General features: G+C 45.5%; 12 protein-coding genes and 2 tRNA genes. 11 read left to right on the forward strand and 3 right to left on the reverse strand.

Annotated features, from left to right (window positions below; all coding sequences use genetic code 11):
* Positions 1 to 2 precede the first annotated feature (2 nt).
* From ftsH to truB, 11 genes are all read left to right on the forward strand, one after another.
* Complete coding sequence (gene ftsH / locus BCU12_RS01525) at positions 3 to 1961, forward strand: ATP-dependent zinc metalloprotease FtsH (protein WP_102402638.1); 1959 nt, start codon at positions 3 to 5, stop codon at positions 1959 to 1961.
* Positions 1962 to 2016: 55 nt separating this feature from the next.
* Positions 2017 to 2847, forward strand: a complete 831-nt coding sequence (gene folP / locus BCU12_RS01530; RefSeq protein ID WP_102402639.1) for a dihydropteroate synthase — start codon at positions 2017 to 2019, stop codon at positions 2845 to 2847.
* Positions 2848 to 2875: 28 nt separating this feature from the next.
* Positions 2876 to 4216 (forward strand): phosphoglucosamine mutase, encoded by a 1341-nt coding sequence (glmM, locus tag BCU12_RS01535; protein ID WP_102402640.1) that lies wholly within the window; start codon positions 2876 to 2878, stop codon positions 4214 to 4216.
* A gap of 253 nt (positions 4217 to 4469) precedes the next feature.
* Positions 4470 to 4805: a preprotein translocase subunit SecG gene (gene secG, locus BCU12_RS01540; RefSeq protein ID WP_102402641.1), complete on the forward strand. Its 336-nt coding sequence runs from the start codon at positions 4470 to 4472 to the stop codon at positions 4803 to 4805.
* Between the two features lie 20 nt (positions 4806 to 4825).
* Positions 4826 to 4910 (forward strand) — tRNA-Leu (locus tag BCU12_RS01545).
* Between the two features lie 54 nt (positions 4911 to 4964).
* Positions 4965 to 5041: transfer RNA gene (locus tag BCU12_RS01550), tRNA-Met, on the forward strand.
* 208 nt (positions 5042 to 5249) lie between these two features.
* A complete protein-coding gene (gene rimP, locus BCU12_RS01555) occupies positions 5250 to 5705 on the forward strand; it encodes a ribosome maturation factor RimP (RefSeq protein ID WP_102402642.1) in 456 nt (151 codons plus the stop codon).
* A gap of 38 nt (positions 5706 to 5743) precedes the next feature.
* On the forward strand, positions 5744 to 7231 hold the full coding sequence (gene nusA / locus BCU12_RS01560) for a transcription termination factor NusA (protein WP_102402643.1): 1488 nt from the start codon (positions 5744 to 5746) through the stop codon (positions 7229 to 7231).
* Positions 7232 to 7252: 21 nt separating this feature from the next.
* Complete coding sequence (gene infB / locus BCU12_RS01565; RefSeq protein WP_102402644.1) at positions 7253 to 9946, forward strand: translation initiation factor IF-2; 2694 nt, start codon at positions 7253 to 7255, stop codon at positions 9944 to 9946.
* Between the two features lie 108 nt (positions 9947 to 10054).
* A complete protein-coding gene (gene rbfA / locus BCU12_RS01570; protein WP_102402645.1) occupies positions 10055 to 10474 on the forward strand; it encodes a 30S ribosome-binding factor RbfA in 420 nt (139 codons plus the stop codon).
* A complete protein-coding gene (gene truB / locus BCU12_RS01575) occupies positions 10474 to 11424 on the forward strand; it encodes a tRNA pseudouridine(55) synthase TruB (protein ID WP_102402646.1) in 951 nt (316 codons plus the stop codon). The genes rbfA and truB overlap by 1 nt, the downstream gene beginning before the upstream one ends.
* A gap of 125 nt (positions 11425 to 11549) precedes the next feature.
* Here truB and BCU12_RS01580 read toward each other — a convergent pair whose 3' ends face one another.
* From BCU12_RS01580 to gltB, 3 genes are all read right to left on the reverse strand, one after another.
* Positions 11550 to 11978, reverse strand: coding sequence for a DUF1499 domain-containing protein (locus BCU12_RS01580; RefSeq protein ID WP_102402647.1), 429 nt, complete (start codon positions 11976 to 11978; stop codon positions 11550 to 11552).
* Positions 11979 to 12061: 83 nt separating this feature from the next.
* Positions 12062 to 13474, reverse strand: coding sequence for an FAD-dependent oxidoreductase (locus BCU12_RS01585; RefSeq protein WP_102402648.1), 1413 nt, complete (start codon positions 13472 to 13474; stop codon positions 12062 to 12064).
* 21 nt (positions 13475 to 13495) lie between these two features.
* Entirely contained in the window at positions 13496 to 17959 is a 4464-nt protein-coding gene (gene gltB / locus BCU12_RS01590; RefSeq protein WP_102402649.1) for a glutamate synthase large subunit, read from the reverse strand.
* Between the last annotated feature and the right edge of the window lie 78 nt (positions 17960 to 18037).

The following is an 18037-nucleotide window of genomic DNA, read 5'->3' on the forward strand; positions in this document are numbered from 1 at the left end:
ACATGGCAAAAAATTTAATTCTGTGGCTTGTTATCGCTGTGGTATTGATGTCCGTTTTCCAAAGCTTCGGCCCTGGTGAAAACAACAGCAGATCAGTAGATTACACCACATTTGTACAGGAAGTTGGCCAAGGCCAGATACAGGAAGCAACATTTAAAGGTCAAGAAATTGCCTTTTTACGTCGTGGAGGTGGCACTCGTTTTGTCACATACATGCCGGTTTACGATCAAAAGCTTCTTGATGACCTCATTAACCAAAACGTGAAAGTTCAAGGTACGCCTCCAGAAGAACAAAGCCTTCTTGGAACTATCTTTATTTCTTGGTTCCCTATGATTTTACTCATTGGTGTATGGATTTTCTTCATGCGTCAAATGCAAGGCGGCGGTGGCAAAGGTGCTATGTCGTTTGGTAAGAGTAAAGCTCGTATGATGAGCGAAGAACAAATCAAAACAACATTTGGCGATGTCGCTGGTTGTGATGAAGCAAAAGAAGACGTGAAAGAGCTGGTTGATTACTTACGTGATCCAAGCCGATTCCAGAAGTTGGGTGGTAAGATTCCAACGGGTGTTCTTTTGGTTGGTCCTCCTGGGACAGGTAAAACACTTTTAGCAAAAGCCATTGCTGGTGAAGCAAAAGTACCGTTCTTTACTATTTCAGGTTCTGACTTCGTAGAAATGTTTGTGGGTGTTGGTGCATCTCGTGTTCGTGATATGTTCGAACAAGCGAAGAAAGCCGCGCCTTGTATCATCTTTATTGATGAAATCGATGCAGTAGGTCGTCAACGTGGCGCTGGTGTTGGTGGTGGTCACGATGAGCGTGAACAAACACTGAACCAAATGCTGGTTGAAATGGATGGCTTTGAAGGTAACGAAGGTATCATCGTTATCGCTGCGACGAACCGTCCTGACGTACTTGACCCTGCGCTACTTCGTCCTGGTCGTTTTGACCGTCAAGTTGTGGTAGGTCTTCCAGACGTTCGTGGCCGTGAACAAATATTGAAAGTTCACATGCGTAAAGTTCCATTGGCGGGAGATGTTGAACCATCACTGATTGCTCGTGGTACACCAGGCTTCTCGGGTGCTGACTTAGCTAACCTTGTGAACGAAGCGGCCCTATTTGCTGCTCGTAGCAACAAACGCAACGTCTCAATGGTTGAGTTTGAACTGGCTAAAGATAAGATCATGATGGGTGCAGAGCGCCGTTCTATGGTCCTTTCTGAAGACACGAAAGAGTCAACGGCATACCACGAAGCAGGACACGCGATTGTTGGCCGCTTAGTGCCTGAGCATGATCCAGTGTATAAGGTTTCTATTATTCCTCGTGGACGCGCATTGGGTGTGACCATGTACTTACCAGAGCAAGATCGTGTAAGTATGAACCGTCAGCATTTAGAGTCTATGATCTCTAGCTTGTACGGTGGTCGTCTAGCTGAAGAGTTGATCTATGGTCAAGATAAAGTCTCCACTGGTGCTTCAAACGATATCGAGCGAGCAACAGATATTGCCCGTAAGATGGTGACGCAGTGGGGCTTCTCTGAAAAACTAGGTCCTCTTCTTTATGCAGAAGATGAAGGTGAAGTATTCCTAGGTCGTTCGGTTACACAAACTAAGCATGTATCCAATGATACGGCTAAGCTTATCGATGATGAAGTTCGCTTGATTATCGATCGTAACTACGCTCGAGCGAAGCAGATTCTAGAAGACAATATGGATCTTATGCATTCAATGAAAGACGCACTTGTTAAGTACGAAACTATTGATGCTGGCCAAATTGACGACTTAATGGAGCGTAAAGAAGATATTCGCGAACCTGCTGGTTGGGGTGACAATGATGCACCTCAAGCTGAAAGCAAAGATGAGTCAGTGGAGAAAGAAGAAGATAAAGCAGAAGCTAAATCTCCTGAAGCTAACACGACTGATGACTCACCTGTTGACAATGCAGATAAGAAAGACGCTGAGTAATCGTAATCATTAATTGAAACCCCGAGAACTCTCGGGGTTTTTGTGTTTTAGCCTTATGAAAATCACTGCAAATAATAAACAGCTAGACCTTTCAACCCCTCACGTTATGGGGATTCTTAATGTTACTCCCGACTCATTCTCCGATGGTGGCCAGTTCTCTACGTTAGAAAAGGCCTTGCACCAAGCAGAAAAAATGATTTCGGCTGGTGTGAGCATCATCGATATTGGCGGGGAATCAACGCGACCCGGTGCGCCAGACGTTACCCTCGAAGAAGAGTTGATCCGAGTCATCCCTATCATTCAAGCCATCCGCAATAAATATGACGTTTGGATTTCCATTGATACCAGTAAAGCGGAAGTGATGGAGAAAGCCATCGCCGCTGGTGCTGACATTATTAATGATGTTCGTGCGTTACAAGAGCCTGGTGCGCTTGAAGTTGCTGCTAGGGCTCAAGTGCCAATTTGCTTGATGCATATGCAGGGGCAACCTCGTACTATGCAGGCATCGCCTTCTTATCAAGATATCATCGACGATATTAGTGCTTTTCTTACCGAGCGTGTCGATGCATGTAAATCGGCGGGGATTGATGAGACGCAGCTAATTCTAGATCCTGGTTTTGGTTTTGGTAAAACTTTAGAACACAATTACCATCTGCTTGCTCATTTAGACAAATTCCATCAATTAGGCATGCCTATACTTGCAGGTATGTCTCGTAAATCGATGATATTCCGGCTCTTAGATAAAGAGCCTTCTGATTGCACAATGGCAAGTGTAACTTGTGCAACGATTGCTGCCTTAAAAGGTGCTCAAATACTGCGTGTTCATGACGTTGATGAAACATTGGAAGCAATGAAAATCATCAAAGTAATGAACCAGAACGCCTAGCACCCAAATAATAACTCAAGGAATAAAAATGTCAGATAAAAGACGTTACTTCGGCACCGATGGTGTACGTGGAAAAGTAGGACAATACCCAATTACACCTGACTTTGTATTAAAGCTCGGCTGGGCTGCTGGTCGAGTTCTGGCTAAGCAGGGAACGAAGAAAGTGATCATTGGTAAAGATACTCGTATCTCTGGCTACATGCTTGAGTCGGCATTGGAAGCAGGCCTTGCTGCAGCGGGTCTCCAGGCTACATTCACAGGTCCAATGCCGACACCGGCAGTGGCTTACCTAACCCAAACATTCCGAGCAGAAGCTGGTATTGTTATTTCAGCGTCGCACAACCCATATTATGATAATGGTATTAAGTTTTTCTCTTCTGAAGGAACAAAGCTTCCCGATGATATCGAGCTCGCTATTGAAGCAGAACTGGATAAAGACATCGAATGTGTAGACTCATCAGATTTAGGAAAAGCAGTGCGTCTTAATGATGCTGCAGGCCGATACATTGAATTCTGCAAAAGTACATTCCCGCACCAAATGACGTTAGCGGGTATGAAAATCGTTATTGATTGTGCTCATGGTGCCACTTATCACATTGCCCCTTCCGTATTTAAAGAGCTCGGTGCTGAAGTTGTCTCTATAGGTGTAGAGCCGAACGGGACCAATATTAACCATGAAGTCGGCGCGACAGACGTACGAGCCCTTCAAGCTAAAGTACTGGAAGAAAAAGCGGCACTAGGTCTTGGCTTTGATGGCGACGGTGACCGTATTATCATGGTTGATGAGCTTGGTAATAAAGTCGATGGAGACCAAATAGCTTATATCATTGCGCGTGATGCATTGCGACGTGGTGAGCTGAAGGGCGGTGTAGTCGGCACATTAATGACAAACCTTGGTATGGAAAACGGCCTCAAGCAATTAGGCATTCCATTCGTTCGTGCAGCGGTTGGCGATCGCTATGTTATGGAGCAACTGCTAGTAAAAGGCTGGAAGATTGGTGCTGAAAATTCAGGACACGTGATCTTACTAGATAAAGTGACGACCGGTGATGCCATCGTTGCAGCCCTGCAAGTGTTAGCTTCTGTAGTCGACAGTGACATGTCACTTAATGAACTGTCTCAAGGTATGACTCTGTACCCTCAAGTTTTAGAAAATGTACGTTTTAGTGGTGACTCTAACCCTCTTGATGCCCAAGCGGTGAAAGATTCTGTAAAAGAAGTGGAAGCAGTATTAGGGGAAAAAGGCAGAGTGCTATTACGTAAGTCAGGAACGGAGCCTTTACTGCGAGTTATGGTGGAAGGTGAGGATGCCGATCTCGTACAAAGCTCAGCATTGAAAATTGCAAACGCAGTAAAAGCGAGCTGTTAAAATTGCTATGGTGCTGTATAAAGTTGAGTCCTTTTTCAGCACCAAATGCCAGTTGGCGAGCCTTTTGCCCTTTTTTTAACCGTTCGAGACCTATTGCTAAAGTTTTTCTAAAAATCTTCTTGTCAGCGTACTCGGCTTTCGCTAGTATTGCTCGGCCTTCAGTTAGGAGGTCGCTAGCCTTGTTGTGAAATTCGTGTTTAGTCACTGATTTTAAACGGCGCTGGCTCAACAATTTGAAACATAGGTGGACATCATGTTTTCAGTTCTACTTGTGACTTACCTGTTGGCAGCGCTCGGTGTAATTGGCCTTGTGTTGATTCAGCAAGGTAAAGGCGCAGATATGGGAGCCTCATTCGGTGCTGGCGCTTCAAACACTGTGTTTGGTGCTGGTGGCTCAGGAAATTTCCTAACCCGAATGACTGCAATTTTTGCAACAGTATTTTTCATCCTTAGCTTAGTGCTTGGCAACATGTCTACAAATAAGACTGAGTCACAATGGATTGACCCGACTCAAGGTCAAGTAATCCAACAAGCTGAAGATGTAGTGAGTGAAATCCCTGCCGAAACTGGCGATGAGATTCCTCAATAAGCTAATTCAATGATTTAGCTGCCGAGATGGTGAAATTGGTAGACACGCTAGCATGAGGTGCTAGTGCCTTAGGGTGTGAGGGTTCAAGTCCCTCTCTCGGCACCATATTTACAAACTTGTAAATCACCTTGTTGAGCGTATAATGCACAGCAAGTCGGACGCGGGATGGAGCAGTTTGGTAGCTCGTCGGGCTCATAACCCGAAGGTCGTCGGTTCAAATCCGGCTCCCGCAACCAAATCCTTTTAAGGATTCGTGGACAAGTTTGCGCAGTGATTCGTTACTGTGAGTTAGATACATTTAGTATTTAACGAATCAAGGGTCCAGCAATAAAAAACCCCGACACTATCGGGGTTTTTTGTTATCTAGCTTTTGTATTTTGCTAGGTAGTTGCTTGGGATTTAAATTGGGCTCTATGCCCTTTTTTTGTTTCTGGAGTGGTTTAAATGACTGGTTTAGAGAGACAACTTACTGACATGCTTGATGCCCCAGTATCAGCGTTAAGCTATGAGTTAGTTGGATTAGAGTTTATTCGTGCAGGCGAGCATTCAACGCTACGTATCTATATCGATCATGAGAATGGTATTAACGTTGACGATTGTTCTGAAGTAAGTCGTCAGGTTAGTGCAGTTTTAGATGTAGAAGATCCAATTTCAGTGGCTTATAACCTAGAAGTGTCTTCTCCAGGTCTAGAAAGACCACTTTTCACAGCAGCACACTATGAACAGTTTATTGGTCACGAGGTCAACATCGTCTTGAAAATGGCCGTTGCCAACCGTCGTAAATGGAAGGGTGATATTCACTCTGTCGATGGGGAAACTATTTCAGTCGTCGTTGAAGGAAAGCAAGAGAATTTTGCATTAAGCAATATCTCTAAAGCTAACCTAATTCCTAAATTTTAGTTCTCCTAGAGAAATTTGAGCTTAAGAGGCTAGATAGAATGAGTAAAGAAATTTTAGCGGTAGTTGAGGCGGTTTCTAACGAAAAAGCCGTACCTCGTGAGCGTATTTTTGAAGCGTTAGAAATCGCGCTTGCTACGTCTACTAAGAAGAAACATGCACTAGAAATTGAAGTTCGCGTAGAAATTGATCGTAGAACGGGTGAGTTCGATACTTTCCGTCGCTGGGAAGTGGTTGAAGAAGTAGAAAGCCCAACACGCGAGATCTCTATAGAAGCAGCACAGTTCGAAGATGAAACGTTAGGTCTTGGCGACTTTGTTGAAGATGACATTGAATCAGTCACGTTTGACCGTATTACGACTCAAACAGCGAAGCAAGTTATCGTACAGAAAGTACGTGAAGCTGAGCGTGCACAAATTGTTGAACAGTTCATCGATAACGAAGGTGAGCTTGTTACAGGCGTCGTGAAAAAAGTAAATCGTGAAACCATTATTCTCGATTTAGGTAACAATGCAGAAGCGGTTATTCTACGTGATGATCAATTGCCACGTGAAAACTTCCGTCCAGGCGATCGTGTTCGTGGTTTGCTATATGCGGTTAAGCCAGATGCACGAGGTTTCCAGCTATTTGTTACTCGTTCTAAGCCGGAGATGTTGGCTGAGCTTTTCCGCGTTGAAGTACCTGAAATTGGCGAAGAGCTGATTGAACTTAAAGCAGGTGCTCGCGATCCTGGTTCACGAGCGAAAATCGCGGTCAAAACAAATGACCGTCGTATCGACCCTGTCGGTGCATGTGTAGGTATGCGTGGCGCACGTGTACAAGCAGTATCTGGTGAGCTTGGCGGCGAGCGTATCGATATCGTTCTTTGGGATGATAACCCGGCTCAGTTTGCTATCAATGCAATGGCTCCTGCTGATGTAGCATCAATCATTGTTGATGAAGATGCACACTCAATGGATATTGCGGTTGAACCTGATAACTTAGCACAGGCGATTGGTCGCAATGGTCAAAACGTACGTCTTGCCTCTCAACTTACGGGTTGGGAACTAAACGTAATGACAGTTGAAGACCTACAGAAGAAACATCAAGAAGAATCTCAAGCTGCTGTAGAGAGCTTCATGAAGCATCTTGATATCGAGCAAGATTTTGCTGAGATGCTAACGGAAGAAGGCTTCTCTACTCTTGAAGAAATTGCGTATGTTCCAGTTAACGAATTGCTTGAAGTTGATGGCTTGAATGAAGAGCTAGTGGAAGAGCTGCGTAGTCGTGCGAAAGATGCATTGACGACACTTGCTCTTGCGCAAGAAGAAACATTAGATGGTGTTGAACCTGCTGAAGACTTGCTTGCCCTAGAAGGGTTAGAGCGTGAGTTAGCGTTTAAGCTAGCAGCGAAAGGTGTTTTAACACTAGAAGATCTAGCCGATCAAGGTGTTGATGAGCTAGAAGATATTGAAGGATTAACAGAAGAACGCGCTGGTGAGCTTATCATGGCAGCACGTAACATTTGTTGGTTCGGCGACGAAGAATAATTTCAGCAAGGAGGTAGCGGAATGACGCAACTAACAGTAAAAGCTCTAAGTGAAGAAATTGGTACGCCAGTTGATCGCTTAGTTGAACAACTTGCTGACGCAGGCATGAAAAAAGCAAGCGGCGATCAAGTATCAGATGATGAGAAGCAAAAGCTTCTTGTTCACCTGAAAAAAGAACACGGTGATACATCAGGTGAAACAGAGCCTACTCGCTTAACACTACAAAGAAAAACTCGCAGCACACTCAGTGTTTCTGCAAGTGGTGGTAAGAGTAAAGATGTACAAGTAGAAGTACGTAAGAAACGTACTTATGTGAAGCGCAGCACAGTAGATGACGAAGCGAAACGTGAAGCTGAGGAAGCAGCAAAACGCGAAGCGGAAGAGCTAGCAAAACGCGAAGCGGAAGAACTAGCAAAACGTGATGCTGCAGACAAAGCAAAACGCGAAGCCGATGAACTAGCAAAACGTGAAGCGGATGCAAAACGTAATGCTGAAGAAAAGGCGCAGCGTGCACAAGCTGATAAGGCTAAGAAAGACATGAATGCAAAAAGTGCGGATGTTAATTCGCAAGCGAAGAAAGAAGCTGATGAACTAAAACTTCGTCAAGAAGCTGAAGCTCAACGTAAAGCAGAACAAGAAGCGGCGAGACTGGTTGAAGAAGCTCGTAAGCTAGCTGAAGAAAATGAAGCTCGTTGGACGGAAGAAGAGAAGAAGAAGACTGAGCAAGAGAAATCTGCTGATTATCATGTAACGACGTCTACTTATGCTCGTGAAGCGGAAGATGCTTCAGACCGTAAAGAAGAAGGCGGCGGTCGTCGTAAGAAGAAGAAAAAAGCTCCCGCGACTCAAGACCGTAATGGCGGTCGTAACCAACGCGGTGGCCGTGGTGGTCGTAATAAAGGCAAACTGGCTAAGCCAACGTCTATGCAACACGGTTTTGATAAAACAGCTACGGTCGCTAAATCTGACGTTGCTATCGGCGAGACTATCGTAGTATCTGAACTGGCAAGCAAAATGTCAGTGAAGGGCACTGAAGTCATCAAAGTCATGATGAAGATGGGCGCTATGGCGACTATCAACCAAGTTATCGACCAAGAAACGGCAGCATTGGTTGCTGAAGAAATGGGCCACAAGGTTATTCTTCGTAAAGAAAATGAACTTGAAGAAGCGGTACTGTCTGATCGTGATAACGATGCCGTTGCTGAAGGTCGCGCTCCAGTTGTTACTATCATGGGTCACGTTGACCACGGTAAAACATCAACACTGGATTACATCCGTAAAGCACACGTTGCAGACGCAGAAGCAGGCGGTATCACGCAGCACATCGGTGCATACCACGTAGAAACTGACAACGGTATGATTACCTTCCTTGATACTCCAGGACACGCGGCATTTACTGCGATGCGTGCACGTGGTGCTCAAGCGACAGATATCGTTGTTCTTGTTGTTGCTGCCGACGATGGTGTTATGCCACAAACAATCGAAGCAATCCAGCACGCGAAAGCGGCAGGTGTTCCTCTTATCGTCGCGGTAAACAAGATCGATAAAGAAGATGCGAACCCTGACAACGTTAAGAACGAGCTAGCTCAATACGATGTTATCCCTGAAGAGTGGGGCGGCGAGAACATGTTCGTTCACATCTCTGCGAAGCAAGGTACGAACATTGAAGGCCTACTTGAAACGATTCTTCTTCAGTCTGAAGTTCTAGAACTTACGGCGGTTAAAGAAGGCATGGCGTCAGGTGTGGTTGTTGAGTCTCGTCTTGATAAAGGTCGTGGCCCGGTTGCTACAGTACTTGTACAGTCTGGTACGCTTAACAAAGGTGATATCCTTCTTTGTGGTCAAGAATACGGCCGTGTTCGTGCAATGCGCGATGAGAATGGTAAAGAGATCTTCGAAGCAGGTCCTTCTATCCCTGTAGAAATCATCGGTCTATCTGGTGTTCCTTCTTCTGGTGACGAAGCTACAGTGGTACGTGATGAGCGTAAAGCTCGAGAAGTTGCGAACTACCGTCAAGGTAAATTCCGTGACGTGAAACTTGCTCGCCAGCAGAAGTCTAAGCTAGAGAACATGTTCTCTAACATGGAAGCAGGTGAAGTTGCCGAACTTAACGTTGTACTTAAAGGTGACGTTCAAGGTTCTGTTGAAGCAATCTCTGATTCACTACTGAAACTGTCTACAGACGAAGTTAAAGTGAACATTGTTGGTTCTGGTGTGGGTGGTATTACTGAAACTGATGCAACGCTTGCAGCGGCTTCAAACGCTATCATCCTTGGTTTCAACGTACGTGCTGATGCAACAGCTCGTCGTACCGTTGATACAGAAAACCTTGACCTACGTTACTACTCAATCATCTACCAATTGATTGATGAAGTTAAACAAGCAATGGGCGGCATGCTGGCTCCAGAATTCAAGCAAGAGATCATTGGTCTTGCTGAAGTTCGTGACGTGTTCAAGTCACCTAAACTGGGCGCTATCGCTGGTTGTATGGTTACTGAAGGCATCATTAAGCGTAACAACCCAATCCGCGTTCTACGTGAAAACGTTGTTATCTACGAAGGTGAACTAGAGTCACTTCGTCGCTTTAAAGATGACGTTATGGAAGTTAAGAATGGCTACGAATGTGGTATCGGCGTTAAGAACTACAATGATGTTCGCGCTGGTGACCAAATCGAAGTATTCGAAATCGTTGAAATTAAACGTACACTCGACTAATTGATAAAGTTACCCGCCTATATAAAGGCAAGGTAATCGGTTGTTGAATGCACCATGGGGGGCTGGCTTTGGCCATCCCCCCATTCTTTCTATTTGTGAGAAATGATTATGTCAAAAGAATTTAGCCGTACACAACGCGTGTCACAGCAATTACAAAAGGAACTCGCGATCATCCTGCAGCGCGAAGTTCGTGATTCACGTTTAGGGATGGTGACCATCTCTGACGTAGAAGTATCAAGAGATTTAGCTTACGCAAAAGTATTTGTTACTTTCTTATGTGTGGGCGAGCAAACACCAGAAAGCTGTCTAGCGGCTCTAAAAGAGCACGAAGTTCCAGTGCGCATGGCGCTTGGTAAACGCATTCGTCACCGCCTAACTCCTGAAGTACGTTTCACTTACGATGATACTTTGGTTGAGGGCATGCGTATGTCTAACCTTGTGAGCGAAGTACTGAATGAAGATAAGCGTAAGCAAGATGAAGCGGGCCGCTCAGAAGATCAAGATGGATCTGAAGAGGAAGGGAAGTAATGGCTCGTCGTCGTAAGGGTCGTCCTGTCAATGGGGTTATCCTATTGGATAAGCCGACCGGTATTTCTTCTAACGATGCTTTGCAAAAAGTAAAACGAATCTACTTTGCTCAAAAAGCGGGCCATACAGGCGCGCTTGATCCTTTAGCGACAGGAATGCTTCCAATTTGTTTGGGTGAAGCGACCAAATTTTCTCAGTTCCTATTGGATTCCGATAAGCGTTATGTCGTGAAAGCAAAGCTTGGTGAACGTACTAACACCTCTGACTCAGATGGTGAAGTAGTCGAGACTCGTGAAGTCAACGTCACACAAGAGCAGCTAGAGCGTTGTGTCGCTAGCTTTAAAGGCGAAACAGACCAGGTTCCTTCAATGTTCTCTGCATTGAAACACCAAGGTCGCCCGCTTTATGAGTATGCGCGTGAGGGTATCGAAGTTCCACGTGAATCACGTAAGATCACGGTTTATTCTATCGAGTTACTTCGTTTTGAGGGCGATGAAATTGAGATGGAAGTGCACTGTTCAAAAGGGACTTACATCCGAACCATCACTGATGATCTTGGTGAAATGCTAGGTTGTGGCGCACACGTAACGTACCTACGTCGTACAGGTGTTGCGAAATACCCATATGAAAAGATGGTCACTCTAGAGCAACTTAACGAACTACTAGAGCAAGCTGAGCGTGATGAAATCGCCCCGAGAGAGCTACTCGATCCGCTACTAATGCCAATGGATACTGCGGTTGAAGATCTTCCTGAAGTCAACATGAATGAAGAGCTAACGGATTTGGTTCAGCATGGTATGCCAGTGCAAGTATTTGGCGCACCCGCTGAAGGTACGGTTCGAATGACCAGTGGAGATGAGAAGCTGTTCATTGGTGTCGCGGTTATTGATGGTGACGGCAAAGTAGCGCCAAAACGTCTTGTTGTTTTTCAAGATGAAGAGGCCTCTTAATCGAGTACTTTCTTTGCTGTAATGAAAAGTCGAAGCCTAGCTTCGACTTTTTAAATCCATGAAAACAACATGTTCAACCCGGCAAAAAGTTTGGTCAGGTAGATGTAATTCGAATAAGTATTGAGTTACTTGAGAAGCTGAGCGGAATGCAGCATATCTCTTAACTGTTCAGCACGCTCTCGATTGACACCAAAATCTGAATAGCCTAGCCGAGACTCCGACCTTACAATGAGTCTTGAGCCATTCACTTTCAGTTCTAAATCATCTACGAAACGAAGAAAGCTGGATGTATATTCAATACGAATATAGTTTTCTTCTTTTGTTGCTGTCTTAGAGCCTTTCATTTGCAGTGCAACTTGTTCTATTTCATCGATGTTCGCGTTGTTTTTTAAATTAAAGGCGATCAGGTGATGTTGTTCACGTTCATCTTCCGTCGAGACGCAGTTGGGACTTTCTTCACAGGGTAGGCTAGTGCGATCGGCGATATCTCGAACACCTTGGCTACATGCGCTAATGAAGAAGCTGAATAAAAGCGTGATGCCGATTCGTTTCATATTGTTAATCCAATAAGTGATTGGGTACAAACAAAAAATAAAGGACCCGATTGACGGATCCTTTATAGTATTGCCTGAAAAAACTATAAATCAAGGTAGTCTAAAATACCTTCAGCCGCTTTACGCCCTTCATCGATAGCCGTGACGACTAAATCAGACCCTCGAACGGCGTCACCGCCAGCAAAAATCTTCTTATTGCTAGTTTGGTACATGAACTCTTGATCCATCGGAGCCTTAATTCTACCCCATTGGTCAAGATCCACATTAAAGGGTTCTAACCATTTCATTGTATGTGGCTGGAAACCAAACGCCATAATGACGGCATCGGCATCGAGCACATGTTCACTGTTCTCAACAGGCTCTGGACGACGACGACCCGCATCATCGGGCTCACCCAGTGCTGTCTTGACGACCTTAACGCCAGATACTTCGCCTTGTTGATTAATCTCGATACCTAATGGTTGGAGGTTGAACATAAAGTTCACCCCTTCTTCTTTCGCATTTTTTACTTCGCGTCGAGAGCCTGGCATGTTGGCTTCATCGCGACGGTAAGCACAGATGACGTTGCCTGCGCCTTGTCGAATAGAAGTCCTTACACAGTCCATTGCGGTATCACCACCACCGAGCACAACAACTTTCTTGCCTGACATATCAATCAAAGGTTCAGAACTTGGGTAATTCATAACGTCGTAGGTGTTTGAAATTAAGAATGGTAAGGCGTCAAAGACCCCAGTTGCGTCTTCATTATCAAGCCCCGCACGCATATTCTTATAGGTACCAACACCTAAAAATATGGCATCGAACTCATCGACAAGCTCTTGCAGTTGTACGTCTTTTCCAACCTCAACATTCATTTGGAACTCGACACCCATGTCGGTGAAGATACGGCGACGGTTTTCCATTACCCCTTTTTCGAGCTTGAATGAAGGGATTCCGAAGGTAAGTAGGCCACCAATTTCAGGGTATCGGTCATAGACTACCGGTTTAACGCCATTACGAACTAATATATCGGCAGCGGCCAATCCAGCTGGGCCCGCCCCAATTATCGCGACTTTCTTGTCTGTCCATTCAACGTTTGACATATCAGGCTTCCAGCCCATTTCAAACGCTTTATCGGTTATATATTTCTCGATATTACCAATGGTAACGGCACCAAACTCATCATTTAGCGTACATGAACCTTCACATAAGCGATCTTGAGGACAAACACGACCACAAACCTCAGGAAGACTGTTTGTCTGGTGAGAAAGCTCTGCAGCTTCGATAATTCGCCCTTCATTCGCCAACTTTAACCATTGAGGAATGTAATTATGGACAGGGCACTTCCATTCGCAATAGGGGTTACCGCAATCTAGGCAGCGATCAGCTTGTGCCGTCGCTTGTTGCTTAGTAAAGGGTTCGTAGATCTCGATAAATTCAATTTTACGGATCTTAGTGGGCTTCTTAGCCGGATCGACACGACCTACATCGATAAATTGATAAACATTCTGGCTCATAATTTAGGCTCCTTCCTATCCTTATTGTGCCTGAACGCGCAGTTCAGCGGCGCTTCGACTTTGGTGACCAAGCAGAGTGTTAAGGTCTGCGGCTAATGGTTTCACTAGGTAGAACTTAGGAATCCATTCATCGAAATTTGCCAAAATATGTTCAGCATGGGTCGACCCTGTTTCTTCTAGATGCTCGGCGATCAATCCACGCAAATGCTCTTGATGGATGTATAGATCAGACAAGGAGAGTGCTTCTACAGACTCTGTATTCACACGACCTTCAAAGTCCTCATTTTTATCGAGAACATAAGCAAAGCCGCCGGTCATGCCCGCACCAAAGTTAACACCTGTTGCGCCTAGAATCGCGACTATGCCACCTGTCATGTATTCGCAAGCGTTGTCACCAGCGCCTTCTATGACTGCAATTGTGCCAGAGTTTCTTACTCCGAATCGCTCGCCTGCTGTGCCTGCAGCAAAGAGTTTTCCACCTGTCGCACCATACAAGCAGGTGTTCCCTATAATCGTTGCCTCATTGCACGCAAAGGTTGTACCGGTATGAGGCTTAATTGAAATCTTGCCTCCAGCCATTCCCTTACCAACATAGTCATTGGCATCACCCGTTAGATAAAGCTCGATGCCTCCTGCGTTCCAAACGCCAAATGATTGCCCTGCGGTACCGTTAAGGTGAAGCTTGATTGGTGTCGACGCCACGCCCTGATTCCCATACTTTCGCGCCACTTCGCCGGATAAGCTGGCGCCAATTGAACGGTCGGTATTGATGACATCGTAGTAAAGATTGATCGACTGTTTTGAGTCCACCGCTACTTGAGCATCTTCAACGATTTTTAGATTAAGCTGAGCTTTATCAAAGGGTGCATTGGGCTCTGTCCAATACAGTGGGTTACCTAAAGGCGATACTGGTTTTTCAAGTATGTTTGAAAGGTCTAGTTTGTTTTGCTTAGCTGTCAGCCCTGAAACTTCTTCAAGTAAATCTGTACGACCAATCAAATCCGTTAGTTTCTCAACACCTAATTCCGCTAGGTGACCACGAACTTCTTCGGCAAGCCCTGTGAAGTAGTTAACCACCATGTCTGGCAGCCCTTTGAAATATTCATTTCTAAGTGTTTCATCTTGAGTTGCAACACCCGTTGCACAGTTATTGAGGTGGCATATACGTAAGAACTTACAACCCAGCGCAACCATTGGCGCCGTGCCAAAGCCGAAGCTTTCCGCACCTAAAATAGCGCCTTTAATAACATCTAACCCTGTTTTAAGACCACCATCTACTTGCAAGCGAATCTTATGACGCAGATTATTTGCAACCAACGCTTGCTGAGTTTCTGCTAATCCAAGCTCCCAAGGAGAACCCGCATATTTAACCGAAGTCAGCGGGCTTGCTGCTGTACCACCGTCGTAACCGGAGATCGTAATCAAGTCGGCATAGGCTTTCGCTACACCTGTGGCAATGGTGCCTACACCCGGTTCAGATACTAACTTCACTGAAACCAAGGCTTTAGGGTTAACTTGTTTAAGGTCGAATATAAGTTGCGCTAAATCCTCAATTGAGTAGATGTCATGATGCGGAGGAGGAGAGATCAGCGTCACTCCTTGAACTGAGTATCGAAGTTTTGCTATCTCTGCAGTGACTTTATGGCCAGGAAGTTGTCCACCTTCACCCGGTTTTGCACCCTGTGCGACCTTTATTTGCAGTACGTCTGCGTTGGTCAGGTAGTGAGGGGTGACGCCGAATCGACCTGAAGCAATTTGTTTAATGCGAGAGTTACGATCTGTGCCAAACCTGCGCGGATCTTCACCCCCTTCGCCGGAATTTGAGTAACCACCTAGTTTATTCATTGCCATCGCCAGCGCTTCATGCGCTTCTGGGCTGAGTGCGCCGATTGACATTGCTGCTGAATCAAAGCGTTTAAACAGATCACTCGAAGGCTCGACTTGTTCTAATGCGAGCGGGGATTCAGAGGGTTTGAGTGCCATTAAATCGCGAAGCATAGCGGCAGGTCGTTCGTTAACTTGGCTGGCATAATGCTTGTAGTCGCTAGCATCACCGCTTTTAACCGCCTGCTGCAGAGTGCTGACTACATCAGGGTTGTACGCGTGAAACTCGCCATCGTGTACATATTTGAGTAATCCACCATGATCAATGGGTTTGCGTTTTGCCCAAGCCTTACGGGATAAATTAAACAGATCCTGTTGGAAGTCATCAAAGTTTGCACCTTGAATACGAGACGCCACACCCTTAAAACAGAGCTCTACGATATCCTGGTGTAACCCCACGGCCTCGAACAACTGTGAACATCGATAAGAGGCGATGGTAGAGATCCCCATCTTCGACATGATCTTGTAAAGGCCTTTATTAATGCCGTTCTGGTAGTTTTGCATTACGTCTCGATAGCTTTTCTCTATCGCGCCGTCATCGATGATTTTCCCAAGAGTTTCGTAAGCGAGATAAGGATAGATAGCCGTCGCACCAAAGCCTAATAAGACGGCAAATTGATGTGGGTCTCTAACTGCGCCTGATTCTACGATGATGTTGGCATCGCAGCGCAGGTTCTCATTGGCCAAACGTGTCTGTACTGCACCGACTGCCATGGCTGCAGGAATGGGAAGTCTCCCTTTCGTCAACTCTCTGTCTGACAAGACAATTAGGACATTACCGTTCTTTATCGCTTCAACACTGGAGTCACACAACACATGAAGGGCTTGTTGCAAGTCATGTTGCTGTGGGTCGTAGTTTATATTGAGTACTTGATGAGCGTAGTAGTCGCTATCAAGGTTTAGAAGTTGCTGCATATCAGAGTAAAGCAGAACCGGTGACCCAAAACTGACTCGATGAGCATGGCCATCGGTTTCACAGAACACATTCATCTCTTGCCCAATACTGGTGGCTAAAGACATGACGTGTTTTTCGCGTAACGGATCAATCGGTGGGTTCGTCACTTGAGCAAACTTTTGTCTAAAGTAGTCCGTGACTAATCGAGATTTTGACGATAGCACTGCCATCGGTGTGTCATCTCCCATGGAACCCGTTGCTTCTTGCCCCATATCACCTAAAACGCGTAGAACCTGATCCACTTCTTCGTTGCTCATCGCGAACTGTTTCTGGTAGGTTTTTAGTTGGTTTTCATCAAAGGTACGTTGACCAACTTGATCATTTGTAAGCTCAGAAAAAGGGGTTAAGCGGTGAACATTTTCTTCCATCCACTTTTTATAAGGGTGGCGACTTTTCAGGTCGTTGTCGATCTCGTTTGATTGCCATAGCTTGCCTTTTCTGGTGTCGACAACAAGAAGCTCTCCTGGACCGACTCGGCCTTTTTCAGCCACTTCATCAGGCGTATAGTCCCAAATCCCGACTTCTGAGGCGAGTGTAATTAACCTATCTTTAGTGATGACGTATCGAGCTGGCCTTAAACCGTTACGGTCTAGATTACACGCTGCGTAACGGCCATCGGATAATACGATGCCTGCTGGTCCATCCCATGGCTCCATGTGTTTGGAGTTGAAATCGTAGAAAGCTCTTAATTCAGGATCCATATCTGGGTGATTTTGCCATGCGGGCGGGACAAGCATTCGCATTGCTCTAAAGACATCCATTCCCCCAGCGAGGAAAAGATCCAACATGTTATCTAGGCTTGAGGAATCCGAGCCCACTTCGTTGACAAATGGCGCAGCAGTTTGCAGATCAGGCAACAATGGAGAAGAGAATTTGTAAGCTCTCGCTTTCGCCCACTGCCGGTTTCCTTCAATGGTATTGATCTCACCATTATGTGCTAAATAGCGGAAGGGTTGTGCGAGAGGCCAACGTGGTTGAGTATTTGTAGAGAAACGTTGGTGGAATAAACAGATGGCTGATTCCATGCGTAAATCTGCAAGATCGAGGTAAAACCTCGGAAGATCTGCTGGCATGCAGAGGCCTTTGTAGACCATCACTTGTGTCGAAAGGCTGCAGATATAAAATTCTTTATCTTCAGTTATCTGTTTTTCAATGCGTCGGCGGGCAATGTATAAGCGTCGTTCAATATCGCGTTCGCGCCAACCCGCAGGCGCTGAGATAAACACTTGTTGTATATTTGGAACGGAATCTTTCGCTATTGGGCCTAAAACATCGGTGTTCGTTGGCACTTCACGCCAGCCGGAAACCGTGAGTGTCTCTTGAGCAAGCTCTTTGTTTATGATGTCTTTAGCGGATTGCGCTTTGATTGGATCTTGGCTGAAAAAAATCATGCCGATGGCATATTGACGACTCAAGTTAAAACCGAGTTCTTCAGCGATTAGGCGTAGGTAGCTATCAGGTTTCTGAAGAAGTAATCCGCAACCATCTCCCGTTTTTCCATCGGCGGCGATACCACCACGGTGTGTCATGCGGTCCAGTGCTGAAATAGCGGTACGGACAAGTTTGTGGCTTGGTTCGCCTTCCATATGCGCGATCAGGCCAAACCCACAGTTGTCTTTCTCAAGACTTGGATCATATAAAGCCATTGCAATTCTCCCTTTGCTTCTCTGTCATCCAGACAGTAAATGACTAACTATTCTTTATTGTTATTATATTTGCGTAGT

This window comes from Vibrio sp. 10N.261.55.A7, from assembly GCF_002877365.1.
GTDB lineage: Bacteria > Pseudomonadota > Gammaproteobacteria > Enterobacterales > Vibrionaceae > Vibrio.